A 17,940-nucleotide genomic window follows, 5' to 3' on the forward strand; every position below is an offset into this window, starting at 1 on the left:
GGCCTTCACGCTGGACGGCCACCCGGACGCGGCGCGCAACCGCCGCTACTACGTGGCGGCCAGCGAGCTGACCTTTCTACAAGACGGACCGGACAGCAGCAGCCAGGGCCGCAATGTGATGTGCGTGTTCCGCGCGATGCGGGACGACCGTCCGTTCCGGCCACTGAGGCTGACGCCCAAGCCCATCCTGCCCGGCATCCAGAGCGCGACCGTGGTGGGGCCAGTAAACGCGGAGGTCCATACCGACAAGCTGGGCCGTATCCGCGTCCACTTCCACTGGGATCGCTACAAGACCCAGGAGGAGGACGCCTCGTGCTGGATCCGGGTATCGCAAGCCTGGGCCGGCAAGGGTTGGGGCGTGCTGGCGTTGCCGCGGGTGGGTCAGGAAGTGCTGGTCACCTATGTGGACGGCGATCTGAACCGGCCCATGGTCACCGGCATTGTCTACAACGGCGACAACCCGACGCCTTACGACTTGCCCAAGGACATCCGTTATACCGGCTTGGTGACGCGCTCTTTAAAACAAGGCCGCTACAGCAACGCCAGTCAGATCACCTTCGACGACCAGCGCGGCGCCGAGCGGGTGATGTTGCACGCCGAGCGCGATATGCAGCAGACCACCGAGCGCAATAGCTCGGAGGCGGTGGGCCAGGATCAGAACATCGATGTGAAAGGGACCTCGACCTCGGTCACCGGGGCTTCGATCAAGTTCACCGGGGTGTCGGTGTCCTTCACCGGCCTGTCGGTCAGCTTCACCGGGGTATCGACCAGCTTCACCGGCCTGTCCACCAGTTTCACCGGGGTGTCCACCAGCTTCACCGGCGTCTCCACCGGTTTCACCGGGGTGTCCACCGGCTTTACCGGCGTGTCCACCAGCTTTACCGGAATCTCGACAGGTTTCACCGGGGTGTCCACCAGCTTTACCGGGGTGTCCACCAGCCTGACCGGCACGCGGACCTCGGTGACCGGTACCTCGCAGAGCATGACCGGCGTGTCCACCTCGATGACGGGCACCAGCGTGTCGGCCACCGGCATGTCGCAAAGCATGACCGGGGTGTCGTCCTCTTATACCGGCACCTCCACCAGCGTCACCGGCAGCAAGATGTCGGTGACCGGCAGCTCCAAGAGCGTGACCGGCACTTCGATGTCGGACACCGGTACTTCGATCAGCGTGACCGGCACCGATATGTCGACCACCGGCAGCGCCACCAAGGTGGTCGGCAGCAAGATGTCCACCACAGGGTCCGACGCCAGCATCACCGGCTGTTCGGTGTCCACCACCGGCGCTTCAGTCAAGTTGGTGGGCAGCGATACCTCGATGACGGGTTCCGAGACCAAGGCGGTGGGCAGCAAGATGTCCTCCACTGGTTCCAGCATCAGTTCGGTGGGGTCTGACGTCAGCAGCACCGGCTTCAGCAGCTCCACCACCGGTTTCAAATACTCCTACACCGGCGCGTCCTACTCGGACACCGGCGTGGATCTGAAAAAAGTCGGCATGGAGGTCAAAAGCTGATGCCCTTGCGTCATATCAAACCCCAGGCGGCGCTTGTTTCCTCGTCGCGCACCCAGATCGGCTCCCAAGCCATGTTGCGCATCGGCGTCGGCATCGGTTTCCGCCTGAGCGATCCCTTCATCCTGGCGCACGAGGCCGCATGCTGGGAGGCGATCAAGGCGGCCAACCCGGCCTTGCCGCTGTTCGAACCGGCAATGCCCAAGCTGCGCGCCGAATGGTTGCTGCTGGGCAGCGCGCATTATCGCGGCCCGGCGGCCGGCGCCGGCGCGCTGGACTGGCTGGCCGAGGCCGAGCTGGGCGGCGTGCGCAAGATCGCGAGCTGCCGGGCGCAGCCGCGTCTGGACGGCGGCCGCGTCGAGGCCAGCCTGGCGCTGGACCCGCGCCAGGCCGCGGCCGGTCTTCAAGGGGAAAACCCTTTTGGGCAACGCCACGCGACGCCGCCCTTGCAACGGATTCGCGGCTTAAGCGTGAGCCCGGCGCCGCTGGCGGCGATGGGGCCGCTGGGCAGCGACTGGCCGGAACGCCGCCAATGGCAGCCGCGCTTCGCCGGTTCTCCGCAAGCGATGGCGGACGACGGCAGCCATATGGGATGGCCGGCGGCCACCGATCTGCGCTTTTTCCAACAGGCGGCGCCGGACCAGTGGTCGGATCAGGCCTGCTGGCCGGCTCAAGCGCCGTATGCGCTCAGCGGCTTTCGCGGCGGAGAAGTCCAGGGACGGTTGCCGGCTTTGCGACCGCTGCTGCTGGCGGGGCGAGGGGACGGCCCGTTGGACGAACGACCGGAACTGGCGCTGCAGACAGTGTGGCTGCTGCCGGACGCGGACCTGGGCGTGATGTGGTGGAACGGCTTTCTGCCGCTGGATTACGTATTGGACGACGGCGTCGGCCGGCTGGCGTTGGGCTTCAAGGACGCCGCCGAGCCTGAACGGCTGGCGGAACTGGCCGCCTTCGCCGAGCGCCGTTCCCGTTTGGATGATCAAGACCCCTTGCTGTTGGCCGATCACGCTCTGATGCCGGATCCGGCCCGCGGCTGGGTCTGGGAACAGATACTCGACTCCGCCGATCACCCGCGTTTCGCGCCGTCGCCGCGCGACCGCGTCGATATCCGCGCGCGGCTGGAACAAAGCCACGAGGACTTGCGCGAGGCGCAGGCGGCGCAAACCCGGCTGCAGTCCTTTGTCCGCGCCAATGAAAACGCCTTGGCCGGCCTGCCGCAAGCGGCGGCCGACGACGAAGACTGGCGCGCGCGGCTGCAAAGCGAACGCGGTCCCTGGAGCGAGCTGACCATACGCGACGCCGATCTGAGCGGCCTGGTTTTCGACGGCCGCGAGCTGAATCAGGTGCGCTTCGAACGCTGCAAGCTGGACCACGGCCGCTGGCGGCAATGCCGGCTGGAACAAGTGCAGTTCGTCGATTGCTCGCTGGCCGGCGCCGTGCTGGATACGGTGCGCTGGACCGGCGGCGGCCTGAACCGCTGCAATCTGGGCGCCAGCGTCTGGAACGGCGTTGAACTGGCTCAGCTGGGCATAGAGGATTGCCGGCTGGACGATATTGCCCTCAACGGCGGCGCCTGGCGAGCGGTCACCGTGCAGGGCGAGGGCGGCGCCGGCGGCCGGGTTGGTCAGTTGCGTTGGGATCAAGTCAATTGGTGCCGGGTTCGCGCAGAGGACTGGCGCTTCACCGGGGTGCAGGCCGACGGACTGGGGCTAGTGGAATGCCAGCTGCCGCGCAGTGGCTGGCGGCAATGCCGGCTGTTGAAGTTCAGCGCGTTGGACACTGACCTGTCCGCCAGCGTCTGGCAGCGCTGCCAGCAGCGTTTCGGAGTGGTGTCGCACGGCAGCTCTCTGCGCCAGGCGAGGCTGGAAGACTGCGAACTGCTGTCTTGCAGTTGGCAGGATCTGGACGCGGCGCAGCTGCGGATGGAGCACTGCGCCTGCCCGCAACTGCACGCGCAACGCTTGCGGGCGCCGGATTCTCTGTGGCGGGGCTGCGCGCTGGACGGCCTTAACGCCACCCACGCCGAACTGGAGCGAGCCCGCTTCGAAGCTTGCGCGTTGAAAGACGCGCTGTTCTACGGCGCAAGCTTGGGCGACAGCCGGATGGAGGGCTGCAATCTGATTGACGTCAAAACCGCCTGGATGCGGCCGCCGTCCGGCGGAGGCTGGCGCGGCAATCTGGAAACCGGACGCCAGGATTGGCCGAGGAGGGCGCAATGAGCGCGGCGCGGGAGGCCTCGCTGCGGGAGCTGGCCGGAGAGTTGCCCGCCGTGGTGGAAGGACAGCGCTTCAACGCGCCGCCGGCGGAGACGCTGAGCCGCGTGGTCTACATCGATTGCAGTTTCGAGCGCGTGCACTGGCGGCAGTGCCGCTTCGAGAAAGCGCGCTTCGTCAATTGCCGCTTCGAAACCAATCGCTTCGAGCGCTGCGTCTGGCGCGAAACGGGCTGCGCCGACAGCCAGTTCATCGACTGCGTCTGGGAGGAGTGCGAGCTGGAGCGGGTGGGCTGGCAGCGGGTGATCGCGTCCAGGGCCGAGTGGCGCGGCGGGCGGCAACGGGATTTTTCCTGCGTGGAGCTGGACGCCGCCGGCTGGCGCGTCAGCGATGTTCGCAGCGAGCACGGCTCTTTCGTCGACTGCCGGCTGCGGGAATGGCGGCTGCAGGGCGGCCGTTGGTCGGACAGCGCCTGGATACGCAATCAGCTGGACGGCTTCAGCGTGGAGGAGGTCGAGCTGCACAACTTCATTCACGGCCAAAGCCAGGCGCGGCGCGTGGCGCTGAGCGGCTGCCGCGGCGTGAACGCGCGCTGGATAGATTGCGAACTGGAGCATATGGCGCTGGACCACTGCGAGCTGAAACAGGCGGCCTGGTCGCACAGCGTCTGGAACGGCGGCGCCATCCGCTCCAGCCGCCTGGCCGGCGCCAGTTTCGACCAGGCCCGGCTGCGCAGGGTGCAGGCGCGCGAGGCCGATCTGGAGCAGGCCATGTTCGACGGCGCGCGCTTGGAGGATTGCGCCTTTGAGCAATTGAACGCGCCGCGGCTGTCGCTGCGGCAGGCGCGGCTGGAACAGGTCAACCTGTCAGGCGCCAATCTGCGCGGGCTGGACGCCAGCGGCGCCGCGCTGCAGTCGGTGAAGCTGTCCGGCTGCGATTGCCGGGGCGGCAGGCTGCTAGGCCAGCCGCGCGGCGCATGGAGCGCGGCGGACACCGCCGGCGCGCTGTTCGACGATAGCAAACTTGAGCAAGACCGGGCTTGGCGGCAACAGGCGCAGCCCGGACCTAGAGGAGCCGCATGATGACATGGATGCAAGAAAGCGCCCTGGCCTGGGCCGAAACGCCGGCCGAATCCGATCCGGTGCTGCGCGCGCTGCGCGTGGCCGCGCCGACGCCGCGGCCCAGCCAGGAATGGCTGCCGGCGAGAGTATGCGCGCAAGGCGAAAAGGAAGGCGAATGGCTGGTCCGGCTGCCGTCCGGCGCGCTGCGCCAGGCGCGAGCCGCCTTCAGTTGCCTTGTGCGGCCGCAGCGCGGCGATCTGGTGCAGCTGGCGGCGGCGGATGAGGCTTGCTGGGTGTTGGCCATTCTGGAGCGCCCGCAGCCGGGCGGCGTTTGCCGCTTGGAGCTGGGGGCGGCCAGCGTGCAACTGCACGCCGCCGAACTGCATCTGTGCGCCGACGGCGAGCTGAGCCTGAGCGGCCGACAGCTCAACAGCCGCGCCCAGGCCATCGCCACCGCGGCGCAGGAAAGGCAGACCCATATCGGCGGCACCGACGCCGAGCACTGCGGCAGCCTGCTGCTGCACGCGGACCGCCACATGGGGCTGCACGCCAAGAGCACCGCGCTGAGCTCGGCTTCGCTGTTGAAGCTGGACGCCGGTCAAATCCACGTCGCCTAAAGGAGAAACGCGATGTTCGCCAATTGTTCCGCCGGCGGCATGGCCCTGGCGGCCTCCGATGTCTGCAAGACCCCGCCGCTGGGGATTCCGTCCACCTACGCCAATATCGCCAACAAGCCGGAGGCGGTGCCCAATGTGCCGACCATCATTTACGCCGGCGGGCCGGTGCACAACCTCAACACCATCATTCCGATGACCCACGGCGACGAGGGCGGCTCAATGGGCGGAGTGGCCTCCGGCACGGTGGCGGCGCTGTCCCGCCACGTGACCGGCTCAGGCAAGGTGCTGATCCAGGGCGCGCCGCAGACGCGGCTGACCGACACCAATCTGCCCAATAACCAGAACACCGCCGGGCAGACGGTGGCGCCTTCCCAGACCATCACCATGACTTTGAGCTAATGACCTCCTTCTCCTTTGTCCGGCGCGCGCTGCTGCTGTGCGCGCTGGCTGGCCTGGCAGGCTGTTCCTCGCTGTTCTCCTCGCGCGGAGACGACGGGCCGCGCCAGCTGCACGTCACCCTGGTGGGCGGCGGTCAGCTCAACAACAGCGGCGGCGGGCCGCGACCGGTGCAGGTCTGCCTGTACGTGGTGCGTGAGGCCAATTGGCTGCCGCCAGCCGGGCTGGAGGATTCCAGCTGCGCCCAGCGCGGCCGCGAAGTGGCGGCCGAATCCCGCCACGTGGTGGCGCCCAACCAGGTGCAGCAAGTGCTGCTGCCGGCCTCCGGATCGGACCCGGTCTGGCTGTTGGCGGACGCCGATTTCGCCAGCAAGTCACCCGGCTACGCGCCGCTGCGCATCCGGGTGGACGGCCGCCAGCTGATCCATCTGGCGGTGCTGCTGGAACGCAACCGCATCGTCGACGCGTTGCGGCCCGCCGCCGCGCCGTTGGCGGACGTCCCCGCGGCGGCCCCGGCCGCGTCGCCGCCGCCGGCCAAGCCCGGCCGCAAGCCTTGGCGCAAGACGCGCAAGGCGCCCATCGCCCATTTGGAGGAAAGCCCATGAGCGCTTTGCCTGTAGGACCCGTCGCCTGGAGCGACGGCATGTTGATAGAAACCCAGCATTTTCAGCAGCAGGAGCGCCACTTGGCCCATCAGTTCGGCCTGCGCCTGCGCCAGACCTCCAACCATGGCTGGGGCTTTTCCCGGCTGGACGTGGACAGCGACGGTTTGGGGCTCGGCCGCTTGGGCTTGCGCGCCGCCGAAGGCGTATTGCCGGACGGCACCCCGTTCGCGCTGCCGGCTCACGACCCCTTGCCGGCGCCGCTGGACACCTCGGATGCCCAGGCCGGCGACATCGCCTGCCTGGCGCTGCCGGCCGCCGGTTGCGGCGGCCCGGAAATGGCCTTCGGCGACGCGTCGGCGGCCGCGCGCTACCACGCGGCCGCCACCGAGGTGCCCGATCTCAGCGTGGGCCTGGACGCGCCGGGCTCGCCGCGCCGGCTGACGCTGGAAACCGGCCGCATGATGACGCGGCTGTGCTGGCAATCGCAATTGCGCGCCGACGAAACCGCCTTGCCCTTCGCCCGGGTGGCCGGGCGCAGCAGCGCGCTGACTCTGCTGCTGGACCCGCGTTTCATTCCGCCGCTCTTGGATAGCCGCGCCCACCAGACGCTGCGCGCGCTGATTGAGGAGTTGCAGAGCACGCTGCAAGTGCGGCTGGCCGGCAGCGCCGGCTTGCGGGTGTTGTCCGCCGGCGGCGGCTTGGCGGATCTGGTGGAACTGATGCTGCGCCAGGGCATCGCCGAATACCGGATGCGCTTGGCCCACCTGGACGCCTTCGACCCGCTGCCGCCGGCCTTGCTGTTCCAGGAACTGATCGGCCTGCTGGGCCGGCTCAGCGTGCTGCCCGGCGTGGACGAAGCCTTGGCCGAACGGGAGTTCGTCTATCAGCACAACGACCTGCAAGCCGGGTTCGAGCCGCTGGCGGCCACCTTGCGCTACGCGCTGGCCAGGGTGATCGAAACCCCGGTGCTGCCGTTGAAGTTCGAAGACCGCGGCGACCAGGTTCATGTCTGCGTGGTGGACCGCCAGTGGAAGCTGCAGAAGATGGTGTTCGCCTTCTCCGCGGCGATGCCGGCGGACAAGCTGCGCCAGCTCTTGCCGCAGCAGGCCAAGCTGGGCGCGGTGGAGCAGATCCAGAAACTGGTGGACCTGCAATTGCCGGGCGCGCGGCTGATTCCGGCACCCAACCCGCCGCGCCAGGTGCCGTACTACGCGCAGAGCGTGTACTTCGAAGTGGAATCCAGCGACCCGTTTTGGGCGCAGGCCTTCGCCGGCTCGGCGCTGGCGCTGCGCATCGTCGGGGATTTCCAGGACTTGCGGTTTGAGGCCTGGGGACTGCGCGAAGGCAAGGTCGCTTAGAACTTGTTTTCGATCCGCCGCGCGTATTCGCGGGATCGTAAAACAGGTTCAAAACCCAATAGCCGAAAGAGTGAACCCAAATGAATCTGCTGCACAATTTTTCCTCCATCTTCCGCCGGGCCTCCGCCGCGCACCTGAACAGCGGCATGCTGGAGGGCGCGATGCGCAGCCGGCTGGAAAACCTGCCCTTGCTGATGCCGGGCCAGCAAGTGTCCACGCTGGACGCTGAAGCCGAGCCGGAAGCCTTGAACGCCTTGCCGCTGGCGCTCCCGCCCGCCGCGCCGCCGACGGCGGGCGCGGGCAGGGCGCAGGCCGAACCCGACGACGCGCCGGTGATCTACCAGCGCTCCAGCGCGCGCGGCGGCCTGCTCAAGGCAGGCTTGCAACAAGCGCAATGGGACAACCCCTTCATTTCCCACGCCTTGCCGGCGGTGCTGCAATTACAGCGGCTGCAAGGCGGCGCGGCGGAGAGTCAGGCGCAGATCCGCGCCCAGCTGGGTCTGGAACTCAAGCTCTATCGCGAACGCCTGGCCGCGTCCGGCTGCGAGTGGCAACAGGCCCAGGACGCCTCCTATCTGCTGTGCACCTATCTGGACGAAGTCTGCAACGACGCGGCGCGCGGCGCCGGCCAGCAGCCCTACGACGGCGAGCGCAGCCTTTTGGTGGAGTTCCACGACGACGCCTGGGGCGGGGAGGACGCCTTCGCCGACCTGCAGCGCTGGCTGCGCCACGAGCCGTCGCCCACCCCTTTGCTGGAGCTTTACGAACTGGTGCTGGCCTTGGGCTGGCAGGGCCGCTACCGGGTACTGGAACGCGGCGAGGCGTTGTTGCAGGATTTGCGCTCGCAGCTGCATGCCGCCATCTGGCGCCAGCGGGAGCCGGAGCCGCTGGGGGCGGAATTGATCGCGCCGCCGCCGCCCCCGCCGCCGCCGGAACCCGAAGCGCCGCCGCGCCAGCGCTGGCTGACCCCCTTACGCGGCGGCGCCATCGCGCTGGGCGTGGTGGCGCTGGCCTACGGCGCGGCCAATATCAGCCTGGACCTGCTGGGCCGGCCGATACGCGAAGCCCTGGCGGCCTGGACCCCGCCCTTGCGCAGCATCAATCTGGCCACCACCTTGCCGCCGCCGCTGCCGCAGCTGCTGTCCGAAGGCTGGTTGGTGGCCTATAAGCATCCGCAAGGCTGGCTGCTGGTCTTCCGCAGCGACGGCGCCTTCGACGTCGGCAAGGCCGAGGTGAGGGCTTCCTTCCAGAAAAACATCGAACGGCTGGGCCAGGCTTTCGCGCCGTGGCCGGGCGATCTGGAGGTGATAGGCCACACCGACCGCCAACCCATCCAGACCAGCGCCTTCCCCAGCAACCAGCGCTTGTCCGAGGCGCGCGCTCGTTCGGTGGCGGACACCCTGCGCCAGACCGCGATTCCCGGCGGCGCGCAAGCGCCCGACAACGCGGTGGCGCGCCGCATTGATTCCTCCGGCCGCGGCGACAGCGCGCCCTTGGACGCGGCGCAGACCCCGGCCGCCTATGAACGCAACCGCCGCGTCGACGTGTTGTGGAAAGTGGCCGACGCCGCCAAGGGCGCTCCGGCCCTGCCGTCCCTTCCCCAAACGCAGTCCCCGCAGACGCCAGCCCCGCTGGCGCTGGCCCCCGGCGTCGGCATCGGCAACGGGCCCAGCCCGCTTGAGCCTGGCTATAAGGAGCAACAACCATGATCCGGCAAAGCATGCGCGTCTTGATCGCGCTCTTGATCGCGCTGGCGATCTGGTGGATAGGCCCGCTGATTTCCATCGGCGTCTACCGGCCGCTGGGCTGGGCGCTGCTGCGACAAATTCTAGTGGCGGCGGTGTTGATCTGGGGCTTCTGGCCGCTGCTGAGCTGGCTATGGGGCCGGCTGAGCGCCGCGCCGCGTTCCTTCCGCCGCGCGCCCAAACCTGAGCCCGAGCCTGAGCCGGACCCCGGCCCGCTGGATTACATCAGCGACACCTTGCAGCAATTGGAACGCCAGTTGAGCCGTCGCGGCGGCGCGCCGCTGCCGTGCTATCTGCTGCTGGGCGCCGCCGGCAGCGGCAAAAGCAGCTTGTTGTCCTGGACGCTGCGCGACGGCGCGGAACCGACGGCGGTGGCAGCGATAGGACAGGGCATGGGACTGGATTTTCGCCTGTCCTCGGACGCGGTGTGGCTGGACACCCAGGGCCAGTGGAACGTGAGCGAAGGCTACGACCAGGAGGCCGCGGCGGCCTGGGACAAGCTGCTGGCCGGCCTAGGCGCTTTGCGCGACAAGATCAGCGTCAGCGGCGTGGTGCTGTGCGTGGGCGGCGACGATTTGATCGCGATGGCGTCCAAACGCCGTCAGCAAATGGCCGCCACCTTGCGCCAGCGCCTGCTCAAGTTGCGCGACGGCCTGGGTCGCACCCCCAACGTCTACCTGGCGCTGACCGGGGCGGACCGGCTGGACGGCGCGCTGGCGATGCTGAACCAGATGCGGCCGGAGCGCTGGGCGCGCGGCATCGGCTTCCCCTTGCCGTTGGAAGCCGGCGCGGACGCCTCCGGCGCCTGGGCGCCGGCCTTGCATAGCTTGGAACAGCGGGTGCAGCGCCAGGTATTGTTCGCCGCGCCCTTGGCTGGCGAGGTGGAGGCCAACCACGCCCAGCTGCGCTTCGTGGAGGCGCTGGGCCGGCTGCGCCAGGCGCTGCAAGGCTTGCTGCCGCCGCTGTTCGCCCGCGACGGCGACGAAGACGCCGCCCATTTGCGCGGACTGTGGCTGGGCTCGGTGGCGGAAGTGGCCGACATCGAGATCGACGGACCGGAGCCGACGACGCGGCCCTTGGGCGAGCTGTGGACGCCCTTGCTGCGGCAGGTGGCCGTGGAACGGCAATTGATGGAGCAGAACCTGACCGCGGTCGAACGTCAGGCTCGGGAACGGCCGGCCCCGCCCGCGCCGCCGTCGCGCAAGCGCCGGCTGCTGAATGCCCTGCGTTGGGCGACTTTGCCGATGCTGGCACTGGCCTTGCTGGTCTGGGTGGCTTGGGGCTATTTCGCCGAGCGCAATTATCTGGAATACGTCTGGGCCCAGTTCAGCGAGGGCAAGACGCTGGCGCGGGAGCAGGCCGGCAGCGCGCCCAGCACCGGATCGCCGCTACTGGCGGTGGCGGCTCAAATGCGCTACGCGCAGGCCCAGGCCGAAAGCGCCGAGCGCGGGATGAGAACCCCGTATTTCGAGCACCGTCGCGTGGCTGAAACCGCCACCGCCACTTATCACCGCCATCTGCAGAAAACGCTGATGCCGGAGTTGTACAACGAGGTGAAGCGCACCTTGCTGGCGCAGACCGAAGGCAGCCCCGGCGACATCTTCCTGACGCTCAAGGTCTATCTGATGTTGTGCCGGCCGCAGTACCGTTCCGCCGACGCGGTGGAGCGCTGGATCTCCGGCCGCTGGGAAGCGCTGTCCGAAGGGCAATACAACGACGAGGACCGGCGCATGCTGATCGCCGACGCGCGCGCGCTGATCACGCTGCCCGGCCTGCCGGCGGCGCCGGAGGACGCCAACCTGGTGCAGACCGCCCGCGCCCGCGCTTCGCAGATTCCGGTGGTGACTCGGGTGCTCAACCATGTGCGGGAGCAGGGCCTGCCGTCCCAGATTCAGGACATCTCGCTGGCGCGCGCGGCCGGCTTCGGCTCGGCGATGAGCCTGCGCCTGCGCAACAATGTGCCGGATACCGACAGCGCCGTTTCCGGCTGGTACACCCGCGCCGGCTATGTCGACGCCTTCCTGCCCAGGCTGGAGCCCAGCGCCCGGGCCATGCTGGAGGAGCAGAGTTGGGTGCTGCGCAACGAGCCGCTGCGGGGCAACGGTTTTGAAATCGATAGCCTGGTGCAGAAGCTGGCCGATAGCGCCCGCAATCAATATCTGCAGGACTACATCACCGCCTGGCAAAGCTTTCTTGCCAATGTCAGCGTGCGCTCCGTCACCGGCCTGGACGACGCCGCGCAGCTGGCGGCGTCGATGATGAACTCGCAATCGCCGCTGGCCAATCTGCTGCGTTTCGCCGGGCGCGAAACCATGCTGACCGGCAACTACGACGGGGGCATGGATAGCTGGATAGACCGCCAGAAGGCGCGGCTGGAAAAAAGCCGCCGCTCCCTGGTCGGCGAGATCAACGGCGAGCGCTACCGCACCACCTTGCTGCCGGAGCACGCGGTGGAGGAGCACTTCCAGGCCTTGCGTCAGATCGCCAAGCAATTGGAGAAAAACGACAACAGCGGAAGCAACCCCTTGGCGCGGCTGTTCGACTCGCTGTATCGCCAGTTGGGCCTGGTCAACGGCGCCTTGCAAACCGGCCAGGTGCTGCCGGCGCAATACGATGTGTTTACCAAGCTGCGCGGCGACGCCGGCCTGCAGCCGGAGCCGGTGCGCGGCATCATGCTGGACCTGATCAACAACGGCAGCGCCGCCACTTCCAGCCAGACCCAGGCGGTGCTGAACAAGGGGGCGGCCGGCGCCACGCGCAGCGCCTGCGATCAGGGTTTGACCGGCCGCTACCCGTTCCGCCGCGGCGCCGGCGCGGACGCCAGCGTAGAGGGCTTTGAGCGGCTGTTCGCGCCCCAGGGCGCGATGGCGGTGTATTTCCGCGAGCATCTGGCCGCCTATGTCGACACCTCGGTCACGCCGTGGAAGGCGCGCAGCGTGGACGGCGGCAAGCAGGCGCTGCTGAGCCCGGAGGTGATAGGCGCTTACGAAAGCGCCAGCCGCATCCGCGACGCGATGCTGGACGACGGCGGCCGCTTGCGGGTGCCCACGGTGCTGCGCTTCCTGGACATGGACCCGCAATTGGCCGAGGTGCAGTTGGACCTGGCCGGCCAGACCTTGCGTTTCGCCCACGGCGCCACCACGCCGCAGCGCATCGACTGGAACGGCCAGAGCCAGAAGCTGGCGATACGGCTGCAAATGAAGTCGGTGGACGGCCGCGTCAACACCTTGCAATACGACGGGCCGTGGGCGCTGTTCCGCTTCTTCGACGCCGGCCGCGGCGTGGGCGGGAGCGCGGATCGCCGCGAGCGCCTGTATCAGGGCAGCCTGGGTTCGGTGCGCATAGAGTGGCAGTCGCTGTCCTCGCCGTCGCCGCTGTGGTCCGGGCTGATCCAGTCTTTCCGTTGTCCGCAAGGCGGCTAACGACGGTTCAGGGGCCGACGTTGTCGGCCCCGGCAAGATGAAGCCCGTTCAGCACAGCAGATTTTGAACGGGCTTCAGGCGGGTTTTCCGCTGTTTGTTTCGTTCCCCTATCCACTGAAAGGAAACACCATGACCAAGGCCGCAGAAAACATGATCAACCCGGCGGAAATCCTCAAGGCGTGCAACGCCGCCCACCAGTACGGCCAGAGCGCCGGCGGCTCCATGGCCGAACCGTTCATGAACTCGGTGCCGGGCATGAACATCGCCTCCGGCAGCAATGCCAGCAATATGATCGGCAATGTGCAGGATGTGGGTCGTCAGATGCTGGACCACATGACCGCGATCAAGTCGGCGGTGGACAAGCAGGTGGCGGTGCATCAGGACCAGCAGCGCCGGCAGAAGACTTACGACTTCCAGCCGGACATGTCCGACCTGCGCCCCAGCGACGCCAAAGGCTTCCCCACCGAAATGCCGGAAGCCTTCTTCGCGCCTTTCATGAAGAAATAGGCGGACGGACAGGCAAACGCTCGGGGCGCGCGCACGTCCCGGGTGTTTTCGCCGGCCGTCGTTCAGCCGCCGCTATCGGCGAATTTCTCCAAATAGAGATTGAGATGCTCGCAGCCGTTGCGGCGCAGCCAGTCACGCATCGCGTCCACCATCGGCGGCGGGCCGCATAGATAGATGTCGGCGGCCTGGGCGCGCAGCGTATCCGCGTCCAGGTGCTCGGGGATCAGCCCGCGCTTGCCGCTCCAGCCGTCTTCCGCCGCCATCACCACCGGATGCCAGGCAAAGCCGGGCAGCCGTTCGGCCAGGCCGCGCAGCCGCGGCTGCTCGCATAGATCGCCTTCGCGGTTGACGCCGTAGTACAGCGTCACCGGCTGGCCGCAGCCGCCTTGCTCGGCCAATTGCTCCAGCATGCCGAGAAAGGCGGACAGGCCGGTGCCGCCGGCCAGCATCAGCACAGGCTTGTCGATATGGCGCAGGTAGAAGCTGCCCAGCGGCGCCTCCAGTTCGATGCGATCGCCGGCCCGCCAGCCAGTGCGCAAATAATTGCTCATCGCGCCGTCCGGCAGCAGCCGCACCAGGAAGCGCAGTTGCTTGTCCGCGGCGGGGGCGTGGGCGAAGGAGTAGGCGCGCCATTGCTCGCCGCCTGGCACGCGCAGCCGCGCGTACTGGCCGGGCAGGAAGGACAGCGCGCCTTCTGTGGCGGAGGCGTCCAGACACAGCACGGCGCAGCTGTCCGACACCGGCTCCACGCGGCTGACCACGGCGGCGAGGCGGGCGGCCGGCGCGCTCCGGCACAGGCTGGAGTCGAAGTCGAAGGAAAAGGCGGCGTTGGACAGCACCCTGGTCTGGCAGGACAGGATGCGGCGCTCCGCCAGATCCTCCGCGGACAACGCCTCGGGGTCAACGTAGTCCTGGCTGTAATCGCCGCGGTCGCAGCGGCCGCGGCAGGTGGCGCACACGCCTTCGCGGCAATCCATCGGGATCTTGATGCCCTGGCGCAGCGCGGCGTCCAGTAGCAGTTCGCCCGGCTTGGCCTCCAGGAACAGGGTATGGCCATCGAGAAAATTCAAAGCCACTTGATGCATTTCGGTGTTTCCGCTTTGAGATGTCAGAGCGTGTTTACGATCTTGCGAGCTAGAGACGTTGCGGCGGAGAAAGCGAAATGCGTGGACGGCACATCAGCTTTCCTAAGCGCTAAAGGGCTCTCGACGCGCGGCAGATCGTAAACAGGTTCTCAGAGGTGGTAGAAATCCAGCACCGCGTTCACGGTATCGTTCAACAGCAGCACATGCTGGCGCCGGATCAGCCAACCGTCGCCGTCCCGCGCCAGCGTGTAAGCGGCTCGGCCGTAGAAATAACCGGTCTCGCCAAAGCGGGTGTAGAAAGTGGCCCAGTTGACGCGGGCTTCCACCAAACCGTCGGCGCCGCGTTCAACGCGGACATTGGCCAACTGGTGCAAAGTGCGGGGCATCGGGTTGCAGGCGGCGGATTTGCCGGTGCGTATACGGAACACCCGGTCCTCCAGGCCCGCGCGGCTGGCGTAGTAGATCAGCGACATCTCGCGCTTGGGGTCCGTGGTGTAAACGTGTTCGGCGTCCCATTGCGGCACGTGGTATTCGCAGTCCGGCGCGTAATCGGCCAGGTAGCCGTCCCAGTCCTGGCTGTCGCAGCGCTCGGCGTGGCGATAGAGAAACTGTTCCACTTGGTAATGAAGTTCGATATTCATCGCTCGACTCCCTCGGCGGCGCCGCGCCGCGCCAGCCCTTGCAGCAGGAACTGCCGCCAGGCGCTGTGCTGGTTGACGTACAGGCCTTCATGAGTGATTTCAGTCCCGGTCAGGCAGGGCGCGATGTTCAGGGTCTTGCTATTGGGCGTGGCGCCGGTCTGCCAGCGCGGGTGGCCGCGCGAGATGTCGCTCCAGCGTTCCAGCCGCGCCTGGAAGCCGCGCTGGGCCTCGCGAAACTCGGTCAAATCATCCGGCGTGCCCATGCCGGACACATTGAAGAAGTCCTCGAACTGGCGGATGCGGTTCTCGCGGTCGGCGGCGGATTCGCCCTTGACGCCCAGGCACTGGCTTTGCACCAGGGTCTTGTTCCAGGCCAGCGGGCGGATGATGCGCAGCTGGGAGCTGATTTGGTCCATGAAGAACAAGCTGGGGTAGATATTGAGGTTGCGCAGCCGGTGCATCATCCATTCCGCCTTGGCCTGGCCGTGTTCGGCCACCAGACGCGGCATGATGCCGGCGTAGCCGGGCCGCACCGCGGGGTTGGGCATGTCGCTGAACAGCACGCTGTGGCCGTTGGGGAAGGAGAACCAGCCATCGTCGGTGGCGGCGTCGCCGGCGCCCAGCTTGCTGTAGTCCAGCGTGGCGGCCTGCGCCTCGCCCTGTTGGCGGCAGACTTCCTGGCGATGCTGCACCGTGGTCACGTAGTTGTAGTGCACGGTGCTGACGTGATAACCGTCCAGGCCGTTTTCGTTTTGCAGCTTCCAGTTGCCGTCGTAGGTGTAGCTGGATTTGCCGGGCAGCACTTCCAATTCGCCGTTGGGAGACTGCGCCACCATCATGTCGAAAAAGACCTTGGCGTCGCCCAAATAGTCTTCCAGCGAGTCCGCGCCGTCCGGGTCCAGGCTGACGAAAACGAAGCCCTTGTAGCTGGCGACGCGCGCCTGTTTCAGCGACCGGGCGGCCTTGTCGAAGTCCGCCGGGTATTCGCCCGGGGCCTTGACCTTGAGCAGGCGGCCGTCGTTCTTGTAGCACCAGGCGTGGAACGGGCAGGTGAAGGTGGATTGATTGCCCTTGCACTGGCGCACCAGGGTGGCGCCGCGGTGCTGGCAGGCGTTGATCAGCGCGTGCAGCTCGCCGTTGCCGTCTCGGCTGACGATCAGCGGCTGGCGGCCGGCCTGCACGGTGATGAAGTCGTTGGGGGCGGCGATTTCGCTTTCGTGACAGGCGTAAATCCAGACTTTCTCGAAGATCAGCTCCATCTCCAGATCGAACAGCTGCGCGTCGGTGAACATGTCGCGGGCGATGCGGTAGACGCCGTCGTCCGGGCGAAAGTCCAGGCAGCCGCCGACGAAGCTGCGCCATTGCTCCGTGGTGCGGAAGCTTGTGCTCATCGTAATCTCCTTTCTGCATTCCGGCGGCCTCGCCGCGCCGGGCGGGGCGGGGCCGCGGTTTCAATCAGCCCATCAGCCCTGAGCGCGGGCGCGGCTCACCTCGGTGGAGGGCGCCGGCGCCGCTTCGCGGTGCAGGGTGAAGTTGAACTCAATGCGTGCGAAAGGCTTGCCGACGCCGCTCTGACGCAGTTCCTCAGGCGAGCTGACGCGTTGGACATCCGGCACCAACCCTTCGCGCGTGCCGAAGGCGAAGTCGTCCCATAGATGGGGGTCGTCCTGAATGTTGATCTGTGTGGTCAGCTTGCGAAAGCCCGGCGAGGAGATGAAGAAATGCACGTGGGCCGGACGGTGGCCGTGACGGCCCAGCTGCCGCAGCAGTCGGTCGGTGGGGCCGTCTGGCGGCACGCTGTAGCCACAGGGCATGATGCTGCGGAAGCGGTAGCGGCCTTGCTCGTCGGTGCGAATGCTGCGGCGCAGGTTGAAAGCGCTCTGGGTCTGGTCGAAGTAGGAGTAATTGCCCAGGCTGTTGGCGTGCCACACTTCCACCAGCGCGTGCGGCACCGGCTGGCCGGCGCTGTCCAGCACCTGGCCGCGCATGAACAAGGGCTCGCCGTCGTCCTTGCCGTCGTCCAGCCGCGCCTCGCATTCGCACAGCGGCGCGCCGGCCACGTAGAGCGGGCCTTCTATGGTGCGCGGCGTGCCGCCGAGCAGGCCGGCCTTGCGTTCCGCCTCGTCGGCGCGCATGTCCAGGAAGTGTTCCAGCCCGAGTCCGGGCACGATCAAGCCCAGCTCGCCGCTGCGGCCGGCGTCGGCCAGCAAGCCCACAGCGCTCCAGAACTCCGACGGTTGGATGTCGAAATCCTCGATCGCATAGCACAGCTCGCGCATCAAATGGTTGACGATGGCTCGGGTGCGCGGGTTGGCCTGGTCGGTGGCGGGTTGGTCGAAGCGTTGCAGCAAAGCGTCGATTTCGGCGCGTTCCATGGTGTTTCTCCTTTGTTGGCGGGCGGGGGTGTTGTGTTTTGATTCCGCCGTGGTGGCCCGACTGGGCGGGCGCCTAGCGGTCGTCGGCGTGGATGCTCGACGGATGCCGGTTCAAGGGCCGGACCTCGATGCGCATGAAGGGGAACAGCGGCAAGCTGGACAGCAGCTGATGCAGTTCCTCGGCGTCGGCGACGTCGAATACGCTGATGTTGGCGTACTGGCCGCTGAGCCTCCACAGATGGCGCCACTGGCCGCTGCGTTGCAGAGCCTGGGCGCGTTCGCGCTCGTCCAGCTTCAAGGCCGCCGCCCGTTCCGGGTCCAGGTCGTGGGGCAGATTCACTTGCATTTCCACATGAAACAGCATGGTGGTCTCCTTGGCTTGTTTGAACAGGTTCTCAGTGGCTG

15 protein-coding genes are annotated in these 17,940 nt (G+C 67.5%); 10 read left to right on the forward strand and 5 right to left on the reverse strand.

Annotated elements, in window-relative coordinates:
• The 10 genes from B0T39_RS18965 to B0T39_RS19010 form a co-directional block, all read left to right on the forward strand.
• The coding region (locus tag B0T39_RS18965; protein ID WP_141111301.1) for a type VI secretion system Vgr family protein at positions 1-1,513 on the forward strand (1,513 nt) is incomplete at its 5' end.
• Positions 1,513-3,729, forward strand: coding sequence for a DUF2169 family type VI secretion system accessory protein (locus B0T39_RS18970; RefSeq protein WP_217806283.1), 2,217 nt, complete (start codon positions 1,513-1,515; stop codon positions 3,727-3,729). The genes B0T39_RS18965 and B0T39_RS18970, both read left to right, overlap by 1 nt.
• Positions 3,726-4,805: a pentapeptide repeat-containing protein gene (locus B0T39_RS18975; protein ID WP_081549327.1), complete on the forward strand. Its 1,080-nt coding sequence runs from the start codon at positions 3,726-3,728 to the stop codon at positions 4,803-4,805. The genes B0T39_RS18970 and B0T39_RS18975 overlap by 4 nt, the downstream gene beginning before the upstream one ends.
• On the forward strand, positions 4,802-5,401 hold the full coding sequence (locus B0T39_RS18980) for a DUF3540 domain-containing protein (protein WP_081549329.1): 600 nt from the start codon (positions 4,802-4,804) through the stop codon (positions 5,399-5,401). The genes B0T39_RS18975 and B0T39_RS18980 overlap by 4 nt, the downstream gene beginning before the upstream one ends.
• Before the next feature lie 12 nt (positions 5,402-5,413).
• Positions 5,414-5,800 carry a DUF4150 domain-containing protein gene (locus B0T39_RS18985; RefSeq protein WP_043593253.1) on the forward strand — a complete coding sequence of 129 codons (387 nt, stop codon included), beginning with the start codon at positions 5,414-5,416 and terminating at the stop codon, positions 5,798-5,800.
• Positions 5,800-6,402 carry a type VI secretion lipoprotein TssJ gene (locus B0T39_RS18990; protein WP_081549331.1) on the forward strand — a complete coding sequence of 201 codons (603 nt, stop codon included), beginning with the start codon at positions 5,800-5,802 and terminating at the stop codon, positions 6,400-6,402. The genes B0T39_RS18985 and B0T39_RS18990 overlap by 1 nt, the downstream gene beginning before the upstream one ends.
• Positions 6,399-7,760 carry a type VI secretion system baseplate subunit TssK gene (gene tssK / locus B0T39_RS18995; protein WP_081549333.1) on the forward strand — a complete coding sequence of 454 codons (1,362 nt, stop codon included), beginning with the start codon at positions 6,399-6,401 and terminating at the stop codon, positions 7,758-7,760. Before B0T39_RS18990 ends, tssK begins: the two co-directional genes overlap by 4 nt.
• A gap of 80 nt (positions 7,761-7,840) precedes the next feature.
• Complete coding sequence (icmH, locus tag B0T39_RS26415; protein ID WP_081549335.1) at positions 7,841-9,469, forward strand: type IVB secretion system protein IcmH/DotU; 1,629 nt, start codon at positions 7,841-7,843, stop codon at positions 9,467-9,469.
• Entirely contained in the window at positions 9,466-12,927 is a 3,462-nt protein-coding gene (tssM, locus tag B0T39_RS19005) for a type VI secretion system membrane subunit TssM (RefSeq protein WP_081549337.1), read from the forward strand. The genes icmH and tssM overlap by 4 nt, the downstream gene beginning before the upstream one ends.
• Positions 12,928-13,056: 129 nt before the next feature.
• Entirely contained in the window at positions 13,057-13,434 is a 378-nt protein-coding gene (locus B0T39_RS19010) for a DUF6277 family protein (protein WP_217806284.1), read from the forward strand.
• A gap of 62 nt (positions 13,435-13,496) precedes the next feature.
• Here the strand turns inward: B0T39_RS19010 and antC are convergent, their stop codons facing one another.
• The 5 genes from antC to catC all read right to left on the reverse strand — a co-directional run bounded on the left by antC (position 13,497) and on the right by catC (position 17,899).
• Positions 13,497-14,519 (reverse strand): anthranilate 1,2-dioxygenase electron transfer component AntC, encoded by a 1,023-nt coding sequence (antC, locus tag B0T39_RS19015; protein WP_081549339.1) that lies wholly within the window; start codon positions 14,517-14,519, stop codon positions 13,497-13,499.
• A 149-nt stretch (positions 14,520-14,668) separates the two neighbouring features.
• Positions 14,669-15,160 (reverse strand): anthranilate 1,2-dioxygenase small subunit, encoded by a 492-nt coding sequence (gene antB / locus B0T39_RS19020; protein WP_081549341.1) that lies wholly within the window; start codon positions 15,158-15,160, stop codon positions 14,669-14,671.
• Positions 15,157-16,551, reverse strand: a complete 1,395-nt coding sequence (gene antA / locus B0T39_RS19025) for an anthranilate 1,2-dioxygenase large subunit (RefSeq protein ID WP_081549343.1) — start codon at positions 16,549-16,551, stop codon at positions 15,157-15,159. Before antA ends, antB begins: the two co-directional genes overlap by 4 nt.
• A gap of 72 nt (positions 16,552-16,623) precedes the next feature.
• Positions 16,624-17,535, reverse strand: coding sequence for a catechol 1,2-dioxygenase (gene catA / locus B0T39_RS19030; RefSeq protein ID WP_081549345.1), 912 nt, complete (start codon positions 17,533-17,535; stop codon positions 16,624-16,626).
• Positions 17,536-17,608: 73 nt separating this feature from the next.
• A complete protein-coding gene (gene catC / locus B0T39_RS19035) occupies positions 17,609-17,899 on the reverse strand; it encodes a muconolactone Delta-isomerase (RefSeq protein ID WP_081549347.1) in 291 nt (96 codons plus the stop codon).
• Between the last annotated feature and the right edge of the window lie 41 nt (positions 17,900-17,940).

Origin of the sequence: Chromobacterium haemolyticum, from assembly GCF_002081825.1 — a bacterium.
Classification (GTDB): domain Bacteria; phylum Pseudomonadota; class Gammaproteobacteria; order Burkholderiales; family Chromobacteriaceae; genus Chromobacterium; species Chromobacterium fluminis.